The sequence below is a fragment of the Kitasatospora sp. NPDC002522 genome (assembly GCF_053595195.1).
In genome coordinates this window covers 87,875-112,553 of sequence record NZ_JBSFXE010000021.1, presented here as the reverse complement: position 1 = coordinate 112,553, position 24,679 = coordinate 87,875, and the positions used below count along the sequence as shown (strand labels likewise).

Sequence of the window (24,679 nt, the reverse complement as noted above, 5' to 3'; positions counted from 1 at the left end):
GTGTTCGTATCCATCTCCACCACCGGCACAGCCGAGAACCCTGCCTCCGACCTGGGCTTCCTGCTGCACAAGCACCCCGACCGGGTGCAGCGCTTCAGCACGGCGCACGGCACCGCGCACGTCTTCTACCCCGAGTCGGGGGAGCAGTCGTGCACCGCCGCGCTGCTGCTCGAGGTCGACCCGGCGGCCCTGATCCGCCAAGGCCGCGGCAAGGGTCGCTCCGGCTCGCCCGACCTGGCGCTCGCCGAGTACGTCAACGACCGGCCGTACGCCGCCTCCTCGCTGCTCGCGGTGGCGCTGCGCACGGTGTTCCGGTCGGCGATGAAGGGCGACTGCCCGCTGCGGCCCGAGCTGCCCGGCAGGGCGATGCCGCTGCGGATCGCGCTGCCCGCGGTCCCGGTGGCCGGTGGTGGCGGTCCCGAGTTGGTGGAGCGGTTGTTCGCCCCGCTGGGCTGGCAGGTCGAGGCGACGTCCGTCCCGCTCGACGAGGCCTTCCCCGCCTGGGGCGACTCCCGGTACGTCCAGCTCGAACTGACCGGCACGCTACGGCTCGCCGACGCGCTGCAGCACCTGTACGTGCTGCTGCCGGTCCTCGACGGCGCCAAGCACTACTGGGTCGCCCCGGACGAGGTCGACAAGCTGCTGGCCGCCGGTCAGGGCTGGCTCGCCGACCACCCCGACCACGCACTGATCGCCCGCCGCTACCTCTCCCGCCGCTGGTCGCTCACCCGGCTCGCGATGGAACGGCTCGCGCTCGCCCGCCTCGCCGAGGCCGACGACCGCGAGGCGGAGGAACTCGACAACGCCGTCCCGGACGCCCCGGAGGAGGTGACCGCCCTCGATCCGCACACCGCGGACACGGTCGCCGACGACGCGTCAGGTGAACGCGCCACGGCCGAGGTCGGGCAGCCTTCCGGCTCCGCGGAGACCACCCGCACCGCCTGGGTGGCAGGCACGACCGAGGTGCCAGGTGCGGCCGAGATGGCAGGCACGGCCGCGATCGCCGGGACCACCGGGCTTGGCGGGACCGCCGGGACCACCGGACTTGCCAGGACTGTCGGGACCACCGGGCTTGCCGGGACTGCCATGCTTGCCGGGACTGCCGGGACTGCCGGGACTGCCGGGACTGCCGGGACTGCCGGGACTGCCGGGACTGCCGGGACTGCCGTGCTTGGGGGGACCGCCGGGCCTGCCGGGGCCGCCGAGCGCAGCGAGTCGCTGGCTGCTCAGCGGCGGACGGCGATCCTTGCCGCGCTGGCCGCCACCGGTGCTGCCCGGGTGCTCGATCTGGGCTGCGGGCAGGGCGAGTTGGTGGGCGCTTTGCTCAAGGAGCCGCGGGTCACCGAGGTGCTCGGGGTGGACGTGTCCTCGCGGGCGCTGGCCATCGCGGAGCGGCGGCTGCGGCTGGACCGGCTGCCGGAGCGCTTGGCGTCCCGGGTGCGGCTGGTGCAGGGCGCGCTGACCTACACCGACGCCCGGCTGAAGGGGTACGACGCAGCAGTGCTGTGCGAGGTGATCGAGCACCTGGACCTGCCGCGGCTGCCCGCGCTGGAGTACGCGGTGTTCGGCTCGGCCCGGCCGTCCGCGGTCGTGGTCACCACCCCGAACGCCGAGTACAACGTGCGCTGGGAGACGCTGCCGGCCGGGCACCACCGGCACGCCGACCACCGCTTCGAGTGGACCAGGGCCGAGTTCGCCGCCTGGGCCGAGCGCGTCGCCGACACCTTCGGCTACGCGGTCGAGTTCGCCCCGGTCGGCCCGCTCGACCCCGAGGTGGGCGCACCGACCCAGCTCGCCCACTTCCGCCTGACCGACACCGACACCGACTCCAGCGCCAGCACCGTCTCCAGTACCAGCACCAGCACCACAGCCGACCGGTCAATCGCCGTCGGCACCACCCGGGCTGACGATCCGTCGGCCGACCTCGCCTCGGAAGGGAGCGCGAACCGATGACCCCCGACACCATCGACACCACCGACACGGCACCGAGCGGTCGCCGGCTCCCGGTCACCGACGTCTCCCTCGTGGTGCTGATCGGCAGCAGCGGCTCCGGCAAGTCGACCTTCGCCCGGCGGCACTTCCTCTCCACCCAGGTGATCTCCTCCGACTACTGCCGGGGGCTGGTGGCGGACGACGAGAACGACCAGTCGGCCTCCGCCGACGCCTTCGACGTGCTGCACTACATCGTCGGCAAGCGGCTGGCGGCCGGTCGGCTGACCGTGGTCGACGCCACCAACGTGCAGCCGGAGTCCCGGCGGCAGCTGATCGCGATCGCCCGCGAGCACCACGTACTGCCGATCGCCATCGTGCTGGACGTACCCGCCGAGGTGTGCGCCGAGCGCAACCGCACCCGGCCGGACCGGCAGCTGCCCGCGCACGTGATCCCCCGTCAGCAGCGCGAGCTGCGCCGCTCACTGCGCGGGCTGGAGCGCGAGGGCTTCCGCAAGGTGCACGTGCTGCGCGGGGTCGCGGAGATCGACTCCGCCGAGATCGTGCCGGAGAAGCGCTACAACGACCTGCGGCACCTGACCGGCCCGTTCGACATCGTCGGCGACATCCACGGCTGCCGCTCCGAGCTGGAGACCCTGCTCGGCCGGCTCGGCTACCGGATCGACCGGGACGCCGAGGGCCGTGCGGTGGACGCCGAGCACCCCGAGGGCCGCACCGCGGTCTTCGTCGGTGACCTGGTCGACCGCGGCCCGGACACCCCGGGCGTGCTGCGGCTGGTGATGGGCATGGTCGCGGCCGGGCACGCGATCTGCGTCCCCGGCAACCACGAGAACAAGCTGGGTCGCTGGATGGACGGCCGCAAGGTCACCGTCGCGTACGGCCTGCAGGAGTCGATCGACCAGCTGGCCGACGAGTCGGAGGAGTTCCGCGCCCAGGTGCGGGAGTTCATGCGCGGCCTGGTCAGCCACTACCTGCTGGACGGCGGTGCGCTGGTGGTCTGCCACGCCGGTCTGCCGGAGAAGTACCACGGCCGGTCCTCCGGCCGGGTGCGCTCGCACGCGCTGTACGGCGACACCACCGGGGAGACCGACGAGTACGGGCTGCCGGTCCGCTACCCGTGGGCCGAGGAGTACCGGGGCCGCGCGCTGGTGGTCTACGGCCACACCCCGGTACCGGTGGCGAGCTTCCTCAACAACACCATCTGCCTGGACACCGGCTGCGTCTTCGGCGGCAGCCTCACCGCACTGCGCTACCCGGAGCGGGAGATCGTCGCCGTCCCGGCCGAGCAGGAGTGGTACGCGCCGGTGCGGCCGATGTTCACGGAGGCGCCGGGCGCCCGCGAGGGCCGTCCGCTGGACCTGGCCGACGTGGTCGGCCGCCGCACGGTGGAGACCACGCGGGCGGGCCGGATCGCCGTCCGGGAGGAGAACGCCGCCGCGGCGCTGGAGGTGATGAGCCGCTTCGCCCTCGATCCCCGGCTGCTCGCGTACCTGCCGCCGACCATGGCGCCCTCGCCGACCTCCCGTCGCGAGGGCTACCTGGAGCACCCCGAGGAGGCGTTCCACGCCTACCGGCACGACGGGGTTCGACAGGTGGTCTGCGAGGAGAAGCACATGGGCTCGCGAGCCGTGGTGCTGGTCGCGCGGGACGCCGCCGCGCTGGAGAAGCGGTTCGGACTGGCCGGTGCCGGCGCGATCTGGACCAGGACCGGCCGCGCCTTCCTCGACGACCGGGAGCTGACCGGCGCGCTCCTCGACCGGGTCCGGACCGCCGCCGAGCGCTCCGGCCTGTTCGACGAACTCGCCAGCGACTGGCTGCTGTTGGACGCCGAGCTGATGCCCTGGTCGCTGAAGGCGATCGAGCTGCTGCGCCGCCAGTACGCCGCGGTCGGCGCGGCGGCCGGCGCCGCCCTGCCCGCCGCGCTGTCCGCCCTCGCCCGGGCAGCCGACCGGGGGCTGGACGTCGCCGAGCTGACGGTCCGCCAGCAGGAGCGGTCCGCCGACGCGGCGGCCTTCACCGAGGCCTACCGGCGCTACTGCTGGCCGACCGAGGGCCTCGACGGCATCCGGCTGGCCCCGTTCCAGCTGCTCGCCGCGGAGGACGCCAACCTGGCGCTGCGTCCGCACACCGAGCACCTCGAGCTGATCGACCGGCTGGTCGAGGCCGATCGGGCGGCCGCCGAGCAGGCGGCCGAGCGGACCGGTGAGCCGGTCGGGCCGGTGCTGCACCGCACCGGGCGGATGCTGGTCGACACCGGGGACGAGTCCTCGGTCGCGGCGGCCGTCGCCTGGTGGGAGGGGCTGACCGGAGCCGGCGGCGAGGGCATGGTGGTCAAGCCGGTCGAGTCGCTGCAGCGCGACGGCTCCGGTCGGCTGGTGCAGCCCGGGCTCAAGGTGCGCGGCCGGGAGTACCTGCGGATCATCTACGGCCCGGACTACACCCGGCACCTGGACCGGCTGCGTGGGCGCTCGCTCGGCCACAAGCGCTCGCTCGCCCTTCGCGAGTACGCGCTCGGCCTGGAGGCGCTCGACCGGCTGGCCGCCGGGGAGCCGCTGTGGCGGGTGCACGAGGCGGTGTTCGCGGTGCTCGCCCTGGAGTCCGAGCCGGTCGACCCCCGGCTCTGACCCCGCCCGGGGGGCCGCTCACCTGCTGCGCGTGGGACGTACGTCCGATGCGCGTCCGATGGGCGGCCCCCGGCGTGGTCCCGGTCAACTGGCGGCCATCCACTGGTTGCATGGTTATTCGAATACTCGTATACACTTCCCGTCTCAGCCCGTAGACCGACCCAGGAGACCGGTATGGCGTTCAACCTCCGGAACAGGCACTTCCTCAAGGAGCTCGACTTCACTCCCCAGGAGTTCCGCCACCTGGTCGACCTCGCCGCGCAGCTCAAGGCGGCGAAGTACGCCGGCACCGAGCAGCCCCGGCTCCGGGGCAAGAACATCGCGCTGATCTTCGCCAAGACCTCCACCCGCACCCGGTGCGCCTTCGAGGTGGCCGCTCACGACCAGGGCGCGTCCACCACCTACCTGGACCCGGCCGGGTCGCAGATGGGGCACAAGGAGTCGATCAAGGACACCGCCCGGGTGCTGGGCCGGATGTTCGACGGCATCGAGTACCGGGGCGACGGCCAGGCCATCGTCGAGGAGCTCGCCGAGCACGCGGGCGTCCCGGTGTGGAACGGCCTGACCGACGAGTGGCACCCCACCCAGATGCTGGCCGACGTGCTGACGATCCGTGAGCACACCGCCAAGCCGCTGACCGAGACCACCCTGGTGTACCTCGGCGACGCCCGGTCCAACATGGGCAACTCGCTGCTGGTCACCGGCGCGCTGCTGGGCATGGACATCCGGATCGTCGCCCCGGCGCAGCTCTGGCCGTCCGAGGAGGTCCGCAAGGCGGCGCAGGCGCTGGCCGAGACCAGCGGCGCCCGGGTGACCCTGACCGAGGACGTGGCGGAGGGCGTGGCCGGCGCGGACTTCCTCTACACCGACGTCTGGGTGTCGATGGGCGAGCCCAAGGAGGTCTGGGCCGAACGGATCGCCCTGCTGAAGCCGTACCAGATCTCGATGGACACCCTCCGGGCCACCGGCAACCCCGCGGTCAAGTTCCTGCACTGCCTGCCCGCGTACCACGACCTCGGCACCGAGATCGGGCGGCAGATGCACGAGCTCACCGGCATGGCCGAACTGGAGTGCACCGACGAGGTCTTCGAGTCGCCGCACTCGGTGGTCTTCGACCAGGCGGAGAACCGCCTGCACACCATCAAGGCCGTGATGGTGGCCACCCTCGGCTCCTGAGCCGGGGTACGGACAGCTGGGATCAGACGGTCGGCCCGGGGACGGGGCGCCCCACGGCCGGCCGACCGACCGCCGACGTCAGAAGTCGACGTCCACGCAGGCGGCGCGGTCGGTCGGGGAGTGCGGTCCGGCCGGGGTGCCCGCGTGCAGCACCAGCGAGTGCGCCTCGCCGGGCCGGAACTCCCACGGGACGGTGGCCGAGGCCGAGCCCGCACCGTCCGCGTCCGTACGGACCGTCATCCGCACCTCGTTGTCGGCCGCGTCCGAGCCGGCCGCCTGCAGGTAGTGCCCGCCGGAGGCCGCCGGGTCCTTCTCGCACCGCCCGGTGTGCACGTGCGCGGGGAAGGCGTGGTCGCCCGCCACTCCGGCCAGTTCCACCGCGACAGCGGTGTGGCCGGGCGTCCGGGTGACGGTCACTCGGACCGGCGCGCCGTAGGGGACCAGGTCGGGCGCGTAGGTGATCGCGCCGGCCGGGACGAAGCCGTCCGCCCGGTCGAAGCGGGTGTCCACGGTCTGATCGGGGGTCAGCCCCGCGGGGCCGGGGGTGTCCGGCGGGCTGATCGGCAGCAGGGCGAGCGGCACCAGCAGTGCGGCGGCGGAGAACGGGGGCATCGCGGGCCTTCCGACGATCCGTCAGGGAACACCGCCCACGGTGGCCGCCGGTCCCGCCCCGCGCACGCCGCCGTGCCGCGCGGTCACCCGTACGGGAGCGCCGGGCGCACACCGGATCGACACGTCGGAAGCTGCGGGAACGTCAGGTCGCGGACCCGGCGAGCGGAGAGACGGGGAGTCAGTTCGCGGGCGGCGCCGCGACGATGCCGCGGATCTCGCAGCGCGGACCGCTGGCGCGCATCAGTCGCAGGTCGGCGGTGATCAGTGGGGCGTCGAAGCGTTCGGCGACCGCGACGTAGGCGGCGTCGTCGGGGGTGAGGTTGTCCTTCAGCTCCCAGATCCGGCCCAGCAGCGGTGCCACCTCGACCTTGCGGATGGCCAACTCGGGGAGGTGCACGGTCAGTTCGGCCACCCGTTCGGCGGTCAGCTCCTTGGCGAGGTACAACCCGCGCAGCGACTGCATCACCTCGATCACCACGTGCTCCGGGGCCACCCACTCCCCGTCGGCCGCCAGCGCCGCGCGCGCGGCGTCTCCCCGGGCCCCCTGGTCGGCGAGGGCCAGTACCAGCGCAGAAGCATCCACCACGATCACCCGCCCACGGTAGCCCGTGAGCGCCGCCGCCCGGCAGCCGGGCCCGAGCCGACGCGGCTGAGCCGACGTCCGAGCCGACGCCTGAGCCGACGTGCCCGAGTAGGCCGCCCCCGAGCGGAGAGGTGCCGCCCTACCCGCCAGAGGGCGGTCGACTCGGGGTGGGAGCGATCGTCGCGGAGCCCAGGGACTGGTAAGGGCGGAGCTTCGCCGCGGCGGCCACGGCCGCGTCCCGGTCGATGACGGGCTGCCAGCCGGGGCTCTGCGCGAGCTTGGCGAGCCGGTCGAGGGTGATCGGTGCCGGGCCGCCACCGGCCGGTCCGGTGGCGGTGGCGATGATCCGGACGCCGTCCGCGCGCAGGAGGTCGGCGGTGTGCTCGCTCACGCCGTCGGCCCGGTGGTCGGTGCGCAGTTGGCGGAAGGAGCCGTCGGGCACCGGGGCACCGGTGCAGGAGCCGTTCTTCGGGCGCGGCGTGCAGCCGTACGCGTCGGCGGGGGCGGACACCGCGGGGGCGAGGGCGGACTGCAGGTGGACCTCGATCCACCCCCGGTCCGTCCCGTCCGCGGCCCGGACCCGCACCCGGGCCACGACCACCACCCGGGTAGCGGACCGCTCACCCTCCTGCCCAGCGCTCTCGCCCTGCCCGGCGCTCTCGTCCTGCCCCGCGTACTCGCTCGCCCGCAGGTCCGCCGGCAGCAGTGACAGCAGCACCATGACCGCGGCCGGCCCGGTCAGCGCCACCTTCTCCCCGGGGTACGAGGGCGACGGCAGGGGAGTGGGCTCGACGGCCGCCCCGACCGTGCCCGCCCCGGCCGCCGTTCCCGCTCCGAGCGGCGGTAGCACCGGCAGCGCGGAGACCGCGGCGGTCGCGCCGCCTGGCATGGCGGGCCGCAGCAGCAGCCCGGCGCCGACCGCGAGGCCGGCGACCGCGGCGACCGTTCCCAGCACGGCCGCCCGCCGCCGCAGCCGGATCGCCCGCCCCTGCTCCGCCGCCCCGGCGATCAGTGCCCCGAGGTCGGGCACCGCCTCCCCGACCGCCCGCTCGAAGACCGGCCGCACCTCGTCCTCGCTCAGCCCGCGGCGCTCGGCGGCGTCCCACGGCTCCGGCTCGGGCGCGATGGAGGGCATGACGGGCTCTCGCTTTCTGACGGACGGTCGGCGGGGGGAGCGGAGGGAAATGGGGGAGGAGCGGTGCGGCGGCGGGCTCACGGGACCAGGGTGTCCAGCTGCGGGGCGAGCTGTCGGCGCAGCCTGGTCAGGGCGCGCAGGGTGCGGACCCGGACGGTGCCGGGGGTGAGCTGGAGCTCGGTGGCGGTTTGCTCGACGCTGCGGTCCTCCCAGTAGCGCAGGACCAGGACCGCACGGTCCTTGGGCGGCAGTTGGGCGAGCGCGGCGAGCAGCGCGACCCGCAGGGCGGGGTCGGAGTCGGGCGCGGGCAGCTCGGGCAGGTCGGCGAGGACCGGCAGTTCGGTGCTGCGGCGCAGCCGCCGGTGCGAGAGGTAGCAGCGGACCAGCACGGCGCGGGCGTACGCGGCGGGGCTCTCGGCGTTCTTGACGCGCCCCCAGGAGGCGTAGATCCGGGCCAGCGCGGTCTGGGTGAGGTCCTCGGCGAGGTGCCAGTCGCCGCACAGCAGCAGCGCGGTGCGGAACAACGCGGTGCCCCTGGCCTGCGCGAACTCCTCGAACTCGCGCCGCTCCTCGGCCGCCCGCCGCCGTCCCACCACCACCCGCACCCCCCCTCGCCGGTCGTCCGCCCGCCACCGGGGGACCCGCACGGGCTCCCCTACAGGGACGGACGCGCGAGTACTGCGGTTGCGTTACGGGATGTGCCGGTGAAGTTTGGACGGAGCCATGCACTATGGTTTATCTCGACATCGAGATACATTTCGCGCTAGACTTTATCTTGACGTCAAGATACTTGCCGAGAGGCGCACGCCTTCCATCATCGGCTCCGGTAAGCGGCGGCAGGCAGGTTAGCTAAGGCTTACCTTATCACCGGGTGGACCAAGAAGGAGTCAGTCGTGTCCGCGAACAGCTTCGACGCCCGCAGCTCGCTGCAGGTGGGCGACGAGTCGTACGAGATCTTCAAGCTCTCCGCCGTCGAGGGTTCCGAGCGGCTGCCGTACAGCCTCAAGGTCCTGCTGGAGAACCTGCTCCGCACCGAGGACGGCGCGAACATCACCGCCGACCACATCCGCGCCCTGGGCGGCTGGGACCCGACGGCCGAGCCGTCGGAGGAGATCCAGTTCACCCCGGCCCGCGTGATCATGCAGGACTTCACCGGCGTGCCGTGCGTGGTCGACCTGGCCACCATGCGCGAGGCCGTGAAGGAGCTGGGCGGCGACGCGTCCAAGATCAACCCGCTGGCGCCGGCCGAGCTGGTCATCGACCACTCCGTCATCGCCGACAAGTTCGGCACCCCGGACGCCTTCGTCCAGAACGTCGAGATCGAGTACGGCCGCAACAAGGAGCGCTACCAGTTCCTGCGCTGGGGCCAGACCGCGTTCGACGAGTTCAAGGTCGTCCCCCCGGGCACCGGCATCGTCCACCAGGTCAACATCGAGCACCTGGCCCGCACCGTCATGGTCCGTAACGGCCAGGCGTACCCCGACACCTGCGTCGGCACCGACTCGCACACCACCATGGTCAACGGCCTGGGCGTGCTGGGCTGGGGCGTCGGCGGCATCGAGGCCGAGGCCGCGATGCTCGGCCAGCCGGTCTCCATGCTGATCCCGCGCGTGGTGGGCTTCAAGCTCAACGGCCAGCTCCCGGCCGGCACCACCGCCACCGACCTGGTGCTCACCATCACCGAGATGCTGCGCAAGCACGGTGTGGTCGGCAAGTTCGTCGAGTTCTACGGCGAGGGCGTCACCGCGATCCCGCTGGCGAACCGCGCCACCATCGGCAACATGTCGCCGGAGTTCGGCTCGACCTGTGCGATCTTCCCGATCGACGCCGAGACCATCAACTACCTGAAGCTCACCGGCCGCGACGCGCAGCAGCTCGCCCTGGTCGAGGCGTACGCCAAGGAGCAGGGCCTCTGGCACGACCCGTCGGTCGAGCCGGTCTACTCCGAGTACCTGGAGCTGGACGTCTCCACCGTCGTCCCGTCGATCTCCGGCCCGAAGCGCCCGCAGGACCGCGTGATCCTGGCCGAGGCCGCCGCGAAGTTCGCCGAGGCTCTGCCGACCTACTCGGCCGAGGCCTCGAAGCCGACCGCCGTCACCGCCCCCGACGGGTCGACCTACCAGATCGACAACGGCGCGGTCGTGATCGCCTCGATCACCTCCTGCACCAACACCTCCAACCCCTCCGTCATGCTGGGCGCCGCCCTGCTGGCGAAGAAGGCCGTGGAGAAGGGCCTGACGGTCAAGCCCTGGGTCAAGACCACCCTGGCGCCCGGCTCCAAGGTCGTCATGGACTACTACGAGAAGGCCGGCCTGCTCCCGTACATGGAGAAGCTGGGCTTCAACCTGGTCGGCTACGGCTGCGTCACCTGCATCGGCAACTCGGGCCCGCTGCCCGAGGAGGTCTCGGCCGCGGTGAACGAGGCCGACCTGGCGGTCGTCTCGGTGCTCTCGGGCAACCGCAACTTCGAGGGCCGGATCAACCCCGACGTCAAGATGAACTACCTGGCCTCCCCGCCGCTGGTGGTCGCCTACGCCCTCGCGGGCAACATGAACGTCGACATCACCAAGGACGCCCTGGGCCAGGACGCGGACGGCAACGACGTGTTCCTCGCCGACATCTGGCCGTCCGAGCAGGAGGTCGCCGACACCGTCGCCGGCTCCATCGACGAGGCCATGTTCGACAAGGGCTACCAGGACGTCTTCGCCGGCGACCAGCGCTGGCAGTCGCTCCCGGTCCCGACCGGCAACACCTTCGAGTGGGACGCCGAGTCCACCTACGTCCGCAAGCCCCCGTACTTCGAGGGCATGGCCAAGACCCCGAGCCCGGTGACCGACATCGCCGGCGCCCGCGTGCTGGCCAAGCTGGGCGACTCGGTCACCACCGACCACATCTCCCCGGCCGGCAACATCAAGCCGGGCACCCCGGCGGCGCAGTACCTCACCGAGCACGGTGTGGAGAAGCGTGACTTCAACTCCTACGGCTCGCGCCGTGGCAACCACGAGGTCATGATCCGCGGCACCTTCGCCAACATCCGCCTGCGCAACCAGATCGCGCCGGGCACCGAGGGCGGCTACACCCGCGACTTCACCCAGGCCGACGCGCCGGTGTCGTTCATCTACGACGCCTCGCAGAACTACCAGGCCGCCGGCACCCCGCTGGTCGTCCTGGCGGGCAAGGAGTACGGCTCCGGCTCGTCCCGCGACTGGGCGGCCAAGGGCACCGCGCTGCTCGGCGTCAAGGCCGTCATCGCCGAGTCCTACGAGCGCATCCACCGCTCGAACCTGATCGGCATGGGCGTCCTGCCGCTGCAGTTCCCGGCCGGCCAGAACGCCGACTCGCTGGGCCTGACCGGCGAGGAGACCTTCTCCTTCACCGGCGTGACCGAGCTGAACGAGGGCCGCACCCCGAAGACCGTCAGGGTCACCGCGGGCGACGTCACCTTCGACGCGGTCGTGCGCATCGACACCCCCGGTGAGGCGGACTACTACCGCAACGGCGGCATCCTGCAGTACGTGCTGCGCAGCCTGATCGGCTGAACCAGGCACTAGCCGGGCAAGAGGCCGGACCGCGTCACGCGGTCCGGCCTCTTGTGCGCTCCGGGGCAATGGACTAAACCTCTCCATCAGCACATGGTCCATACCAATTGACGCTGAATCGGAGAGATTCACGGAATGACCAGACGCACACAGGCAGTTCTCGCGGCGGTCCTGCTCGCCTCCGTCGCAGCCACCCCGGCACAGGCCCACGAGGGCCGTGAGCGGCTCCAGGGCCAGCGGGTCGGGTACTTCACCCAGTGGGGCATCTACGGCGGCTTCTCGGCCAAGAAGGTCCAATCCAGCGGACAGGCCGGCAAGCTGACCGTCCTCAACTACGCCTTCGGCAACGTCTCCGCCGACGGCACCTGCTTCGAGGCCGCCGGCGCCGGTGTCGGCGACCCGTGGGCCGACTACCAGCGCCCGGTGGGCGCCGAGGAGTCGGTGGACGGCGTGGCCGACACCCCCGAGCAGGCGCTCAAGGGCAACTTCAACCAGCTCCGCAAGCTCAAGGCGAGCAACCCGCAGCTGCGCGTGGTGGTCTCGCTCGGCGGCTGGAGCTGGTCCAAGTACTTCTCCGACGCGGCGGCGACCGACGCCTCCCGGAAGAAGTTCGTCTCCTCCTGCCTCGACCTCTACCTCAAGGGCGACCTGCCCCAGCTCGGCTCGGTCGAGGGCGGGGCGGGCGCCGGCGCCGGGGTGTTCGACGGCATCGACATCGACTGGGAGTACCCGGGCGGCGGCGGTGACGCGGGCAACGTGGTGCGTCCCGAGGACGGGCGGAACTACACCCTGCTGATGCAGGAGTTCCGCCGCCAGCTGGACGAGCTCAGCGGCCGCCGCGGCCCGCACTACCTGCTGACCGCCGCCGTCCCGGCCGGCCAGGCCAAGGCCGACCAGCTGGAGGTCAGGAAGGTCGCCAAGTCGGTGGACTGGCTCAACCTGATGACCTACGACCTGCACGGTCCGTGGGAGTCCCTGGGCCCGACCGACCACCAGGCCAACCTCTTCAGCGACCCGGCCGACGTCGCCACCACCAACGGCGGCCTCAGCGCCGACAAGACGGTCCAGTACTACCTGGACCGCGGCCTGCCCGCCAAGAAGGCGGTGCTCGGCGTCCCGTTCTACGGCTACGGCTGGACCGGCGTCCCGGCCGGCGCCAAGCGCGGCCTGTACCAGCCCGCCACGGGCCTGGCGCGGGGCGGCAACCTGCCCTACAACCAGATCAAGGACCTGCCGGGCACCGTCTCCTACGACCGGGCGCACGGGGCGACCTGGAAGTACGACGGCACCGAGTTCTGGAGCTACGACACCCCGCAGCTGCTCACCCGCAAGGCGCAGTACGTCCAGGACGAGGGCCTGGGCGGCGTGATGGCGTGGTCGCTCGACAACGACGACGCCCAGGGTTCGCTCGTCGCCGCGCTGGACAAGGGTCTGCGGGACGACTGAACCGGGTAGACCTCCCAGTCCGAGGAACTGAGCGGACGTCAGTACCCGCGCAGCTTCGTGCATCACGATTTGAGTGTCGTGTTGCGCGAAGCTGCGCATTTCTATGTTCAACCGAACACTAACGCGCTACATTCTCCGTCATCGGTGGCGCGGACACGCAATGTGCAGGGTTCCTGCACATTGCACATGCTGCACTGCCGACAACACTTTGGCTGTCAGGACTGTGATCCGGCGGGCTGACTATTGCCGCCAGATGAACAGTGGACTATACCTTTGCGCATCGTAAAAACCGCCTCTGACCGGCGACTTCGCCGCTGGGCACGGTATGGCCACCCAGAGTTGACGATCCGTCAGCTCATGGTCTGCATCTTCTGGAACCGAGGGGTTAGGGCACTCAATGGGCTCTGCAACCGAGTACAACCGTCGTGACATCTTCAAGCGTGCTGCCGCCGTCACGGTGCTCGCGGCCGGCGGCGGCTCGCTGCTCGCCGCCTGCGCCGGTGGCACCGGCAGCAGCTCCGACAAGGGGTCCAAGTCGTCCGGCGGCTACAACCTGACCGACGCCAAGAACCCGTTCGGCGTGAAGGACGCCGACGGGCTCGAGGTCTTCATCTTCGACGGCGGCTACGGCAACGAGTACGCCAAGTCCTTCGAGGCGATCTACTCGAAGCAGTTCCCGGGCGCGAAGATCAACCACCAGGCCGACAAGGACGTCACCGGCAAGCTGCAGCCGCGCTTCAACGGCGGCTCCCCGCCGGACGTCATCGACGACTCCGGCGCCAAGCAGATGAAGCTGGACGTCCTCGCGGACTCCAACCAGCTCACCGACCTGGCCCCGCTGCTGGACGCGCCGTACATCGACGACCCGTCGAAGAAGATCCGCGACGTGCTGATGCCCGGCACCATCGAGTCCGGCACGGTCAAGGGCAAGGTCTACAACCTGTCCTACGTGTACACGGTCTGGGGCTTCTGGTACTCCGGCAAGCTGTTCAAGGACAACGGCTGGACCGCGCCGAAGACCTGGGCCGACTTCCTGACCCTGTGCGAGCAGATCAAGGCCAAGGGCATCGCCCCGCTCGCCCACCAGGGCAAGTACCCGTACTACATCAACGTCGTCATGATGGACATGATCGCCAAGCAGGGCGGCCTGGACCTCATGAAGCGGATCGACTCGCTCGACGCCACCGCCTGGGACGACCCGGCCGTCAAGACCGCGGTCACCGAGTTCTTCAAGGTGGTCGACAAGGACTACCTGCTCCCCGGCACCAACGGCATGACCCACATCGAGTCGCAGACCGCGTGGAACCAGTACAAGGCCGCGTTCATCCCGTCCGGCTCCTGGCTGGAGAACGAGCAGCTGCCCACCACCCCGGCCGACTTCGACATGAAGTTCCTGCCGATCCCGTCGCTGACCGGCGACAAGCTGCCCTTCGAGGCCATCCGTGCCGGTGCCGGTGAGCCCTTCATCGTCCCGTCCAAGGCCAAGAACGTGGCCGGTGGCCTGGAGTTCCTGCGCAAGATGCTGACCAAGGAGGCCTCGGGCAAGTTCGCCCAGACCGCCAACAGCCTCACCTGCCTCAAGGACGGCGTCGGCCCCGAGGTCCAGCTGAAGCCGGGCACCGCCTCCACCGTGGTGTCGCTGAAGGCTGCGGGTACCAACACCTTCAACTTCCAGTACCCGAACACCGCCTCCAAGTTCGACGAGGACCTGCAGAACGCCTCGGGCGAGCTCATGGCCAAGCGCATCACTCCGGACGAGTGGATCAAGCGCGCCAAGGAGTCGGCCACCAAGAACAAGACGGCCTGACCAGTCACTTGACCCAACCGCACCGGGGGCCCCGAACCGCCCCCGGTGCGTCTGCCTGAGGGACAGGAGTAAGTGACCATGCGTCACGGCAAGTACCCCTTCATCGTGGGGTTCCTCTTCCTTCCGATCGTGCTGTACGTCGGGCTGGTGCTCTGGCCGTACGCGCAGACCTTCGGATACTCCCTGACCGACTGGTCAGGGGCGAGCCAGGACATGAACTTCGTGGGCCTGGCCAACTACACGAGACTCCTCGATGACGAGGTCTTCGCCGGTGCCCTCTGGCACAACCTGCTGCTGCTGATCCTGCTGCCGGTCATCACCATCCTGATCGCGCTGTTCTTCGCCTTCATGCTCAACGTCGGTGGCAAGGGCGGCACCGGCGGCGTCCAGGGCGTCAAGGGAGCGGGCTTCTACAAGGTCGTCTTCTTCTTCCCGCAGGTGCTGTCGATCGCCATCCTGGCGGTGCTGTGGGGCGCGGTGTACCGGACCGACGAGTCGGGTCTGGCCAACGGCATCCTGATCAAGCTCGGCCTGGCCACCGCCCACGACCCGGTGGCGTTCCTGTCCGACCCGGACATGGTCCTGTGGTGCGTCCTCGCGGTGCTGGTGTGGTCCGGCGTCGGCTTCTACCTGGTGCTGTTCTCGGCCGCCATGCAGGGCATCCCGAAGGACATCTACGAGGCGGCGCTGCTGGACGGCGCCAAGCGCGGCCAGACCTTCTTCAAGATCACGCTGCCGCTGCTCTGGGAGACCGTGCAGACCGCCTGGGTCTACCTGGCCATCGTCGCCATGGACGCCTTCGCGCTGGTCGCCTCGATCACTCCGGGCGCCTACTTCGGCGGTGGGCCCGACCACCACAGCGAGCTCATCTCGACCTACCTGATGCGCAGCTTCCTGCGCAACGGTGAGGCGGGCTACGCCTGTGCGATGGGTGTGGTGATCTTCTTCTTCACCCTCATCCTGACCGTCGTCTCGCTCTGGGCCACCAAGCGCGACAAGATCGAGTACTGAGCGGGGACCCGGACATGAGCACTCTCGACACAACCGCGAGCGTCCCCGGACAGCGCACCGCCGGCAGCAAGCCCAAGCCTCACCGGGGCCAGCGCTTCGGCGACGGCGGAGGCGTGCTGAACGTCTTCTCGCACGGCTTCCTCGCCATCTGGGCGATCATGATCGTGCTGCCGCTGGGCTGGGTGGTCCTCGGCTCCTTCAAGACCGACTCGCAGATCAACGGCTCGGCCTGGAGCTGGCCGTCGAGCTTCCACTTCGACGCCTTCTCCCGGGCCTGGTCCAAGGGCATCGGCGGGTTCTTCCTCAACACGATCATCGTGCTGCTGGGCTCCGTCACCCTGACCATGCTGTTCGGCTCGATGGCCGCGTACGTGCTGGCCCGCTACGAGTTCAAGGGCAACCGGTTCATCTACTACCTGTTCGTCGCGGGTTCGATGTTCCCGGTGTACCTGGCCCTGGTCCCGCTGTTCTTCATGGTCCGCAACCTCGGTGAGATCTCGCCGTACCTCGGCCTGAACAGCTACGCCGGCCTGATCCTGGTGTACGTCGCCTACTCGCTGCCGTTCACCGTCTTCTTCATGTACTCGTTCTTCCGGACGCTGCCCAGCGCCGTGCACGAGGCCGCGATGCTGGACGGCTGCTCGCACACCCGGACGTTCTTCCAGATCATGGTCCCGATGGCCAAGCCCGGCCTGATCAGCGTGGGCATCTTCAACGTGCTCGGCCAGTGGAACCAGTACATCCTCCCGGTCACCCTGATGCAGCCCACCCAGGCCGGCGAGGCCGACCACTCGATGCTCGCCCAGGGCCTGGTCAACCTCGCCCTGCAGTCCGGCTACAAGAGCGACGCCCCGGCCCTGTTCGCCGGCATGACGATCGCCATGCTGCCGGTGCTGGTGGTCTACCTCTCCTTCCAGCGCCAGGTCCAGGCAGGCCTGACCTCGGCCACTCTGAAGTAGCCGCAGCAGCGACGGACGCGCGACCGGCCCGGCACTCCTCGTGGAGCGCCGGGCCGGTCGCGCAGTCGTTCCCGCGCGCGCAGTCGTTACGCGTCAGCCGCCTGCGCGCGCAGCGCCCTCGCCAGGTCGTCCCGGCACTCCACCACCAGCCGGCGCAACGCCGGTGCGGCGTCGGCGTGTTCGGCCAGCCAGGCGTCCGTGGCCGCCAGCGTCTCCGGGGTCGTCTGGTAGCGCGGGAAGAACCCGCCGACGATCCGCATCGCGATCTCGATCGAGCGGTCCGCCCAGATCGGCTCGAGCAGCTCGAAGTACGGCGCCGTGTAGGACGCCGTCAGCTCCCGCTGCCCGGCCTGGTTGAAGCCGGCGATCTGGGCCTCGACCAGGGCGTTGGGCAGCTCGTCGGAGTCGACCACCGAGGTCCACGCGGCGGCCTTCGCGCCCGGCGTGGGCAGCGCGGCCAGGCACTGGGTCTGCTGGCGGCGGCCGCTGGCGGTGTTGTCGCGCGCCAGCTCGGCGGCCAGCTCCTCGGTGGTGGCGGCGCCGTTCGCGGCGAGTGCCAGCCAGAGGCCCCAGCGCAGTTCCTGGTCGACGGCGAGGCCGTCGATCCGGGCGGTGCCCTCCAGCAGGCCGCGCAGCAGCTGGAGGTGGTCGGCGCGCTCGGCGGTCTGGGCCAGGAAGCGGGCCCAGGCGAGCTGGTGGTCGCTGCCGGGGGTGGCCTGCGAGAGCTCGCGCAACGCGCACTCGGCGAGCGCGGTGCCGTCGTCGGAGCGGCGGGCCGGGTCGGCGTAGAGCTCCAGCGCGGTGCCGGCCTGCTGGTGCAGCGACTGCAGCACGCCGATGTCGGACTCGTGCCCGGCGAAGCGCAGCACCAGGTCGAGGTAGTCGCGGGCGGGCATCAGCGCGTCCCGGGTCAGGTTCCACACGGCGGACCAGGCGAGCGCCCGGGCCAGGCCGTCGGAGAGGTCGCCGAGGCCGGTGCGCAGGGTCTCCAGCGAGTGCTCGTCGAAGCGGACCTTGCAGTACGTCAGGTCGTCGTCGTTGACCAGCACCAGCGCGGGCAGGGAACGGCCGGCCGCGTCCGGGACGGTGGTGCGGGCGCCGGTGACGTCCAGCTCGTAGCGGTCGGTGCGCTGCAGCGAGCCGTCCTCGGCGAGGTCGTAGAGGCCGACCGCGATGCGGTGCGGGCGGAGCACCTCGCCGTCCTGACGGATCGCCAGTTCGGTGATCCGGCCGTCGGCGTCGGTGGTGAGCTCGGGGGTGAGCACGTTGACGCCGGAGGTCTCCAGCCAGGCGGCGGACCAGGCGGTCAGGTCGCGGCCGCTGGTCTCCTCCAGCGCGTCCAGCAGGTCGGACAGGACGGTGTTCCCGAAGGCGTGCTTGCGGAAGTACCCGCGCACGCCCTCGAAGAAGGCGTCCCGGCCGACGTACGCGACCAGCTGCTTGAGGACGGACGCGCCCTTGGCGTAGGTGATGCCGTCGAAGTTGAGCTTGGCGTCCTCGAGGTCGCGGATGTCCGCGGTGATCGGGTGGGTGGTGGGGAACTGGTCCTGCCGGTAGGCCCAGGCCTTGCGGCGGTTGGCGAAGGTGATCCAGGCGGCGCCGTACCTGGTGGCCTCGATCTGGGCGAAGGAGCCCATGAAGTCGGCGAAGGACTCCTTGAGCCACAGGTCGTCCCACCACTTCATGGTGACCAGGTCGCCGAACCACATGTGGGCCATCTCGTGCAGGATCACGTTGGCCCGGGACTCGTAGGCCGCCTCGGTGACCCTGGAGCGGTAGATGAACTCCTCGCGGAAGGTCACGCAGCCCGGGTTCTCCATCGCGCCGATGTTGTACTCGGGGACGAAGCACTGGTCGTACTTGCCGAACGGGTACGGGTAGTCGAACTCCTGGTGGAAGAAGTCCAGGCCCTGCTTGGTGACGGTGAGGATCTCGTCGGCGTCGAAGTACGGGGCGAGCGAGCGCCGGCAGGTGGCGGCGAGCGGGATCTCCAGCACGGTGCCGTCGGCGAGTTCGCGCGTGTAGTGGTCGCGGACCACGTGGTACGGGCCGGTCACCACGGCGGTCAGGTAGGTGGAGATCGGCCGGGTCGGCGCGAAGTTCCAGGTGCGGGCGGCGTCCTGCTCGACGATCTGCTCGGCGACCGCGTTGGCGTACACGTCCCACGCCGCGGGGGCGGTCACGGTGAACGTGAACGGGGCCTTCAGGTCCGGCTGTTCGAAGTTCGCGAAGACCCGGCGGGCGTCGGCCGGCTCGTAGTGGGTGTAGAGGTAGGTCTCGCCGTCCACCGGGTCGACGAAGCGGTGCAGGCCCTCGCCGGTGCGGCTGTAGGCGCAGTCCGCGACCACGGTCAGCTCGTTGCGCGCGGCGAGCTCCGGCAGCGCGACCCGCGCGCCGTCGAACACCTCCGCCGGGTCGAGTCGGCGCCCGTTCAGCACCACCTCGTGCACCGCGGGGGCCAGCAGGTCCACGAAGCTCGCCGAGCCCGGGGCGGAGCAGTGGAAGTCGATGGTCGTGGTGGACCGGAAGGTGGGCCGGGCGGGGTCGGCCGCCGCACTCACGTCCAGGTGGACGCGGTAGCCCTCCACCCGGATGATCGCGGCCCGCTCGCGGGCCTCCTCGCGGCTCAGGTTCTTCCCCGGCACGTCGGCACTCCTCTGTACGGAACACGCGGTGTACGGAACACACGGTCGGGAGTGCTCATGGCACTCCTCCAGGGCATCCTTTCACGCCCCGACTCCTGTGCCATTGCACTGGGGGAGGAATCATCCCGGCCGCCCCGGAGTTCGACTCCCTCGGGAGTCCGGCTGCCCGGGCTCCCCGCACCCATGACCTGACGACCCGAAGGACGCCGTCCGTGACGACTGCCGACTCCCGCAAGATCGCCGACTTCTGGTTCGACCCGATCTGCCCCTGGGCCTGGATGACCTCCCGCTGGATGCTGGAGGTCGAGAAGCTCCGCCCGGTGGACACCCGCTGGCACGTGATGAGCCTCTCGGTCCTCAACGAGAACCGCGAGGACCTGCCCGAGAAGTACCGGGAGCTGCTGGCCGCGGGCTGGGGTCCGGTGCGGGTCCTGATCGCCGCCGCCGAGGCGCACGGCGAGAAGGTGCTCGGCCCGCTCTACACCGAGCTCGGCACCCGCTTCCACAACCAGGGCCTGCCGAACAACCGGGAGACCATCGTCGCCGCGCTGCAGGCCGCGGGCCTGCCCGAGGACCTGGCCGACGCCGCCGACACCGACGCGCACGACGAGGCGCTGCGCGCCTCGCACGCGGAGGGCATCGGCCTGGTCGGCGAGGACGTCGGCACCCCGGTGATCGCCCTCGACGGCCCCGACGGCCGGGTCGCGTTCTTCGGCCCGGTGGTCACCCCCACGCCGCGCGGCGAGGCGGCGGCCCGGCTGTGGGACGGCGTGGTCCTGGTGGCCTCGACGCCCGGCTTCTACGAGATCAAGCGCACCCGCACCGCCGGCCCGTCGTTCGAGTAGCTCGCTCCGCGAGGCGTACCGCCCGGATTGCCCAAGGGCGTCCGGGCGGTTCCTGTCGGAGCGTCAGTCCTGCCCGAGCTCGGTTGCTCGCGAAGTTCCCCGCGCCCCCTGCGGGGCGCGGGACTTCAGGTAGCCGAGAACGGCGAGCACGGCTGCCAGACCCGCCGTGAAGTAGAGCTGGATGCGGTTGGCGGAGTCCACGGTCATCAGGAGCAGGATGCCGAGGATCGCGGCCAGGGCCAGGTACGTCAGGTACGGGAAGCCCCACATCCGGACGGTCAGCTTCGCCGGCTCCTCGCGCTCCAGGCGCCGTCGCATGCGGAGCTGGGCCACCGCGATGAAGGCCCAGACCACCAGGACGGCGGCGCCGACCATGTTGAGCAGCCAGCTGAAGACGGTCTCCGGCCACCAGTAGGAGAGCAGGACGGCGAAGAAGCCGAACGCCGAGGAGGCCAGCACGGCGCGGCGCGGGACGCCGCCGGAGATCCGGGCGAGGGCGCGCGGGCCCTGGCCGCGGGCCACCAGCGAGTGGGCCATCCGGGAGGAGCCGTAGATGTTGGCGTTCATCGCGGAGAGCAGGGCGATCAGCACGACCACGTTCATCAGCTGGGCGGCGCCGGGGATGCCCAGGGTGTCGAGCACCGCGACGTAGGGGCCGGGCTTGACCACGGACGGGTCGTTCCACGGGACGAGGGTGACGATCACCGCCATCGAGCCGACGTAGAACAGGGCGATCCGCCACATCGCGGTGCGCACGGCCAGGGCGACGCTGCGCCGCGGGTTCTCGGACTCGGCGGCGGCGATGGTGACGGTCTCCAGGCCGCCGTAGGCGAAGACCGAGGCGAGCAGGCCGGTGACCAGGCCGCCGGCGCCGGTCGGGAGGAACCCGCCGTGACCGGTGAGGTTGGCGGCGCCGGGGGAGTCGGTGCCGGGCAGCAGGCCGAGCACGGCGAGCACGCCGATCACGAGGAAGGCGCTGATCGCGAGGACCTTGACCGCGGCGAACCAGAACTCGAACTCGCCGAAGTTGCGCACCGCCGCGAGGTTGGTGGCGCAGAAGAAGGCCATGAAGACGGCGACCCAGGCCCAGGACGGGACGGCGGGCAGCCAGCCGGAGACGATGCCGGCCGCGCCGATCGCCTCGGCCGCGACGCCGACGCAGAGCAGGATCCAGAACAGCCAGCCCGCGGCGAAGCCGGCCCACGGGCCGATCTCGCGCTCCGCGTGCACCGAGAAGGAGCCGGACGCCGGGCGCGCCGCGGACATCTCGCCGAGCATCCGCATCACCAGCATGACCAGCAGGCCGGAGGCGGCGAAGGCGAGCACCACGGCGGGACCGGCCGCGGCGATGCCGGCGCCGGAGCCGACGAAGAGGCCGGCGCCGATCACGCCGCCGAGCGCGATCATCGACAGGTGACGCTGCTTCAGGCCGTGGGCCAGGCCCGCGTCGTCGGACGCCTGCGGCGGCGCGGCGGGCGCGGTGGTGGGACTGGTCATGCGGGTGGATCCAGACGTTCGACTATCGGGGGACTCCGGGGAGTTCCGTCCACTATTCGGCACGTGACGTGGACGCCCCAAAGCATGCCCGGAATCCGGACGGCCATTTGACGGAACGTGACCGCACCGGCACCGAGACGGGACGTGAGTGCTTGGTCACAGGCCGGATCCGACAACCCCGGGCCGCCCGGCTTTGTCACGGGCCGACGCGGTGCCCGCGGCCTGACGCGGCGTAGGTTCGTGGTGATCATCCGCATCGGAACCCCCCGGGAGCGTCCATGGCCACCGCCGCGCCGATACCGTCCACCGCCGTCCTCGCCGACCTGCTGCCCGCGGCGTCCACCCGACTCGGGGCGCGGGCCCGCGAGCTGGCCCTGGTGGTCGGCGGCGCCGCCCTGACCGGCGCGGCCGCGCAGCTGTCGGTTCCGGTGCCCGGCTCGCCGGTGCCGGTGACCGGGCAGACCTTCGCCGCCCTGCTGGTCGGCACCGCGCTGGGCGCCCGCCGCGGCGCCGCCTCGCTCGGCCTCTACCTGCTGGCCGGCCTGGCCGGGATGCCGTGGTTCGCCGAGGGCAGCTCCGGCTGGTCGATGCCGAGCCTCGGCTACGTGATCGGCTTCGTGCTGGCCGCCGCGCTCACCGGCGCGCTGGCCCGCCGCGGCGCCGACCGCAGCCCGCTGGCCACCGCCGGCGTGATGGCCCTCGGCAGCCTGGCGATCTACGCCGTCGGCGTGCCGTACCTGGCGTTCGCGCTGGACGTCCCGCTGGCCAAGGCCGCCGACCTCGGCCTCTACCCGTACCTGGTCGGCGACGCCCTCAAGCTGGTCCTCGCGACGGCCGCCCTGCCGCTCACCTGGAAGCTGCTCGGCCGTCGCTGACGACCCGTCCGCGCACGAGCCCGCGCCCCTGTCGGGGAGCGGGCTGCGCGACATGTCACACTCATGGTCATGCGCGTGTACCTGGGCTCCGACCATGCCGGATACGAACTGAAGAACCACCTCGTCGAGTGGCTGAAGGGAGCCGGGCACGAGCCGGTCGACTGCGGCCCGCTCATCTACGACGCCGAGGACGACTACCCGCCGTTCTGCCTCCGGGCCGCCGAGCGCACCGCCGCCGACCCCGAGGCGCTGGGCGTGGTGATCGGCGGCTCGGGCAACGGCGAGGCGATCGCCGCCAACAAGGTGAAGGGCGTCCGGGCGGCCCTCGCCTGGAGCGAGCAGACCGCCGCCCTCGGCCGCGAGCACAACAACGCCAACGTGGTGTCGATCGGCGGCCGGATGCACACCGTCGACGAGGCCACCAAGTTCGTCGAGATCTTCCTCAACACCCCCTACAGCGGCGAGCCGCGGCACACCCGCCGGATCACCATGCTGTCCGAGTACGAGACCACCGGCGAGCTCCCCCCGATCCCGGCCCACCACCCGCAGGGCTGAACCCCGGACGCACGACGCCCGCCGCCGGTGCTCGACCGGCGGCGGGCGTCGGCGTTCCGCCGCCGGGTCGGCCGCCCGGTCAGAAGCCGTGCGGCAGCCAGGGCTCCAGCGCCGACCGGAAGGCCGCCGAGACGCCCTCCAGCGCCCCCGGGCGCAGCTCGGTCACCAGGCCTGCCGAGGCGAGCGCCGCCAGCGAGCCGCCGCCCAGGTAGACCGCCCCCAACTCCCGGACGTCCAGCTCCAGTTCGGCCGCCTCCTCGGTGCGGACGCAGACCGCCGAGCGGCCCGGGCCCGCGGTCAGCCGCCAGCGCCCGGCGTTCCACGGGCAGAACGCGTCGGTCACCTCCAGCACCACGTCCACCGACTGCGCGTACCCGCGGGCCGTCAGCGCCGCCGGCAGGTCCACCAGGCGGACGAACATCGCGTCCTCCAGCCGCGGCCGCAGCCGCCGGACGTCCGACACCAGGTGCAGCAGCGGATCGTCCACCGGCAGGCTGCGCACCTCCACCCGCTCGGTCAGGTCCTGGTCCAGCAGGTACTCCCACAGCCGGGCGGACACCCCCGAGTGCGCGGCCACCACCGAGCGGACCCGCACCACGCCGACCGGGCTGCCGTCCCGCCAGTCGCCCTTCACCGCGTACCGGGCGTAGCCCAGCAGTTCGCCGGTGGCCGGGTCCTCGGCCAGCACGCACTGCAGCGGGGAGTAGCCGCCGCGGGACGCCGGGGCGTCCAGCACGCCCACCCGGTCCCAGCCCGGCGCGCGCACCAGGGTGCCCGGGCGGCGGGTGGCGAGCGCGGCGTACAGCTCCTCGCAGCGCGCGAGTTCGGCCACCGGGTCGGCCAGCCGCAGCGCCGCGGCCGGGCCCGGCGGGACGTGCACCCGCACCCGGCCGCGCTCCAGCTCCACCGCCACCTTGCGGGTCGCCTGCCCGTAGCCGAACCGGCCGTAGATCGGCGGCTCCGAGGCGGTCAGCACCGCCAGCGGCTCACCGGCCGCCCGCACGTCGTCCAGCTGACGGCGCATCAGCGCAGTCAGCGCGCCGCGCCGCCGGTGCGTCGGCAGCACGCCCACCATGGTCACCCCCGCCGCCGGGACCACCGCACCGCCCGGCACCACCACCCGGAAGGTGAACGCCCCGCCGCCGCCGACCGTCCGCTCGCCCTCGCAGATCGACAGCGAGCGCTCCACCTCGGTCAACTCCCGCCACAGCGACCGCTCCTCGGGCGGCTCCTGGTCCCCGCCGAAGGCCACCTCCAGGTTCCGGTACCACTCCTCCCACTCCTCGGCGCGCAACGGCCGGACGGTCAGCTCGGGGTGTCGAATCGTCATGTACCCCTCCTATCACCCGATCCGGGCGATGGCGACGGAATTGCGGACGTGCCACCGGCCCGGCCGCCCCGGCGCCCGCCCTGCCGCCGG

Annotated in this window: 18 protein-coding genes; 11 read left to right on the top strand and 7 right to left on the bottom strand. The window is 71.6% G+C overall.

The window, feature by feature from the left end:
- The 3 genes from ACWD4U_RS19515 (at nucleotide 1) to argF (ending at nucleotide 5,750) form a co-directional block, all read left to right on the top strand.
- On the top strand, nucleotides 1-1,953 hold the full coding sequence (locus ACWD4U_RS19515; protein WP_363452634.1) for a 3' terminal RNA ribose 2'-O-methyltransferase Hen1: 1,953 nt from the start codon (nucleotides 1-3) through the stop codon (nucleotides 1,951-1,953).
- Nucleotides 1,950-4,574, top strand: a complete 2,625-nt coding sequence (locus ACWD4U_RS19510) for a polynucleotide kinase-phosphatase (RefSeq protein WP_363452632.1) — start codon at nucleotides 1,950-1,952, stop codon at nucleotides 4,572-4,574. Before ACWD4U_RS19515 ends, ACWD4U_RS19510 begins: the two co-directional genes overlap by 4 nt.
- A 174-nt stretch (nucleotides 4,575-4,748) precedes the next feature.
- On the top strand, nucleotides 4,749-5,750 hold the full coding sequence (gene argF, locus ACWD4U_RS19505) for an ornithine carbamoyltransferase (RefSeq protein WP_363452630.1): 1,002 nt from the start codon (nucleotides 4,749-4,751) through the stop codon (nucleotides 5,748-5,750).
- Nucleotides 5,751-5,828: 78 nt separating this feature from the next.
- Here the strand turns inward: argF and ACWD4U_RS19500 are convergent, their stop codons facing one another.
- The 4 genes from ACWD4U_RS19500 to ACWD4U_RS19485 all read right to left on the bottom strand — a co-directional run bounded on the left by ACWD4U_RS19500 (nucleotide 5,829) and on the right by ACWD4U_RS19485 (nucleotide 8,679).
- Entirely contained in the window at nucleotides 5,829-6,362 is a 534-nt protein-coding gene (locus ACWD4U_RS19500) for a superoxide dismutase family protein (protein ID WP_363452628.1), read from the bottom strand.
- 178 nt (nucleotides 6,363-6,540) lie between these two features.
- On the bottom strand, nucleotides 6,541-6,954 hold the full coding sequence (locus ACWD4U_RS19495) for a type II toxin-antitoxin system VapC family toxin (protein WP_363452626.1): 414 nt from the start codon (nucleotides 6,952-6,954) through the stop codon (nucleotides 6,541-6,543).
- A 130-nt stretch (nucleotides 6,955-7,084) separates the two neighbouring features.
- Complete coding sequence (locus tag ACWD4U_RS19490) at nucleotides 7,085-8,080, bottom strand: hypothetical protein (RefSeq protein WP_363452624.1); 996 nt, start codon at nucleotides 8,078-8,080, stop codon at nucleotides 7,085-7,087.
- A gap of 77 nt (nucleotides 8,081-8,157) precedes the next feature.
- On the bottom strand, nucleotides 8,158-8,679 hold the full coding sequence (locus ACWD4U_RS19485) for a SigE family RNA polymerase sigma factor (protein ID WP_363452680.1): 522 nt from the start codon (nucleotides 8,677-8,679) through the stop codon (nucleotides 8,158-8,160).
- A 294-nt stretch (nucleotides 8,680-8,973) separates the two neighbouring features.
- Here ACWD4U_RS19485 and acnA point away from each other — a divergent pair, with 294 nt between their 5' ends.
- The 5 genes from acnA (at nucleotide 8,974) to ACWD4U_RS19460 (ending at nucleotide 16,842) form a co-directional block, all read left to right on the top strand.
- On the top strand, nucleotides 8,974-11,619 hold the full coding sequence (gene acnA, locus ACWD4U_RS19480; RefSeq protein WP_363452622.1) for an aconitate hydratase AcnA: 2,646 nt from the start codon (nucleotides 8,974-8,976) through the stop codon (nucleotides 11,617-11,619).
- A 135-nt stretch (nucleotides 11,620-11,754) separates the two neighbouring features.
- Nucleotides 11,755-13,065, top strand: coding sequence for a glycoside hydrolase family 18 protein (locus ACWD4U_RS19475; protein WP_363452620.1), 1,311 nt, complete (start codon nucleotides 11,755-11,757; stop codon nucleotides 13,063-13,065).
- A gap of 397 nt (nucleotides 13,066-13,462) precedes the next feature.
- Nucleotides 13,463-14,872 carry an N-acetylglucosamine/diacetylchitobiose ABC transporter substrate-binding protein gene (gene ngcE / locus ACWD4U_RS19470; protein ID WP_363452618.1) on the top strand — a complete coding sequence of 470 codons (1,410 nt, stop codon included), beginning with the start codon at nucleotides 13,463-13,465 and terminating at the stop codon, nucleotides 14,870-14,872.
- A gap of 78 nt (nucleotides 14,873-14,950) precedes the next feature.
- Nucleotides 14,951-15,883, top strand: coding sequence for a carbohydrate ABC transporter permease (locus ACWD4U_RS19465; RefSeq protein ID WP_363452616.1), 933 nt, complete (start codon nucleotides 14,951-14,953; stop codon nucleotides 15,881-15,883).
- A gap of 14 nt (nucleotides 15,884-15,897) precedes the next feature.
- A complete protein-coding gene (locus tag ACWD4U_RS19460; RefSeq protein WP_363452614.1) occupies nucleotides 15,898-16,842 on the top strand; it encodes a carbohydrate ABC transporter permease in 945 nt (314 codons plus the stop codon).
- 86 nt (nucleotides 16,843-16,928) lie between these two features.
- Here the strand turns inward: ACWD4U_RS19460 and pepN are convergent, their stop codons facing one another.
- Nucleotides 16,929-19,487 carry an aminopeptidase N gene (pepN, locus tag ACWD4U_RS19455; RefSeq protein WP_363452612.1) on the bottom strand — a complete coding sequence of 853 codons (2,559 nt, stop codon included), beginning with the start codon at nucleotides 19,485-19,487 and terminating at the stop codon, nucleotides 16,929-16,931.
- A gap of 212 nt (nucleotides 19,488-19,699) precedes the next feature.
- On the opposite strand from pepN, the gene ACWD4U_RS19450 reads away from it, so the two are divergent.
- A complete protein-coding gene (locus ACWD4U_RS19450) occupies nucleotides 19,700-20,332 on the top strand; it encodes a mycothiol-dependent nitroreductase Rv2466c family protein (RefSeq protein WP_363452610.1) in 633 nt (210 codons plus the stop codon).
- A gap of 63 nt (nucleotides 20,333-20,395) precedes the next feature.
- Here the strand turns inward: ACWD4U_RS19450 and ACWD4U_RS19445 are convergent, their stop codons facing one another.
- Nucleotides 20,396-21,829 carry an amino acid permease gene (locus ACWD4U_RS19445; protein WP_363452608.1) on the bottom strand — a complete coding sequence of 478 codons (1,434 nt, stop codon included), beginning with the start codon at nucleotides 21,827-21,829 and terminating at the stop codon, nucleotides 20,396-20,398.
- A 278-nt stretch (nucleotides 21,830-22,107) separates the two neighbouring features.
- Here ACWD4U_RS19445 and ACWD4U_RS19440 point away from each other — a divergent pair, with 278 nt between their 5' ends.
- Nucleotides 22,108-22,704 carry a biotin transporter BioY gene (locus tag ACWD4U_RS19440; protein WP_363452606.1) on the top strand — a complete coding sequence of 199 codons (597 nt, stop codon included), beginning with the start codon at nucleotides 22,108-22,110 and terminating at the stop codon, nucleotides 22,702-22,704.
- Between the two features lie 69 nt (nucleotides 22,705-22,773).
- Nucleotides 22,774-23,259 carry a ribose-5-phosphate isomerase gene (locus ACWD4U_RS19435; protein WP_363452604.1) on the top strand — a complete coding sequence of 162 codons (486 nt, stop codon included), beginning with the start codon at nucleotides 22,774-22,776 and terminating at the stop codon, nucleotides 23,257-23,259.
- Between the two features lie 79 nt (nucleotides 23,260-23,338).
- On the opposite strand, the gene ACWD4U_RS19430 is transcribed toward ACWD4U_RS19435, so the two are convergent.
- Complete coding sequence (locus tag ACWD4U_RS19430) at nucleotides 23,339-24,589, bottom strand: GNAT family N-acetyltransferase (RefSeq protein WP_363452602.1); 1,251 nt, start codon at nucleotides 24,587-24,589, stop codon at nucleotides 23,339-23,341.
- Nucleotides 24,590-24,679: the final 90 nt, after the last annotated feature.

Bases quoted from the DNA above. Each gene is read 5' to 3' on its own strand.
- ACWD4U_RS19460 (WP_363452614.1), top strand. From the start codon at position 15,898: ATGAGCACTCTCGACACAACCGCGAGCGTCCCCGGACAGCGCACCGCC.
- ACWD4U_RS19465 (WP_363452616.1), top strand. From the start codon at position 14,951: ATGCGTCACGGCAAGTACCCCTTCATCGTGGGGTTCCTCTTCCTTCCG.
- ACWD4U_RS19490 (WP_363452624.1), bottom strand. From the start codon at position 8,080: ATGCCCTCCATCGCGCCCGAGCCGGAGCCGTGGGACGCCGCCGAGCGC.
- ngcE (WP_363452618.1), top strand. From the start codon at position 13,463: ATGGGCTCTGCAACCGAGTACAACCGTCGTGACATCTTCAAGCGTGCT.
- ACWD4U_RS19445 (WP_363452608.1), bottom strand. From the start codon at position 21,829: ATGACCAGTCCCACCACCGCGCCCGCCGCGCCGCCGCAGGCGTCCGAC.
- ACWD4U_RS19440 (WP_363452606.1), top strand. From the start codon at position 22,108: ATGGCCACCGCCGCGCCGATACCGTCCACCGCCGTCCTCGCCGACCTG.
- ACWD4U_RS19435 (WP_363452604.1), top strand. From the start codon at position 22,774: ATGCGCGTGTACCTGGGCTCCGACCATGCCGGATACGAACTGAAGAAC.
- ACWD4U_RS19510 (WP_363452632.1), top strand. From the start codon at position 1,950: ATGACCCCCGACACCATCGACACCACCGACACGGCACCGAGCGGTCGC.
- ACWD4U_RS19430 (WP_363452602.1), bottom strand. From the start codon at position 24,589: ATGACGATTCGACACCCCGAGCTGACCGTCCGGCCGTTGCGCGCCGAG.
- ACWD4U_RS19475 (WP_363452620.1), top strand. From the start codon at position 11,755: ATGACCAGACGCACACAGGCAGTTCTCGCGGCGGTCCTGCTCGCCTCC.
- argF (WP_363452630.1), top strand. From the start codon at position 4,749: ATGGCGTTCAACCTCCGGAACAGGCACTTCCTCAAGGAGCTCGACTTC.
- ACWD4U_RS19500 (WP_363452628.1), bottom strand. From the start codon at position 6,362: ATGCCCCCGTTCTCCGCCGCCGCACTGCTGGTGCCGCTCGCCCTGCTG.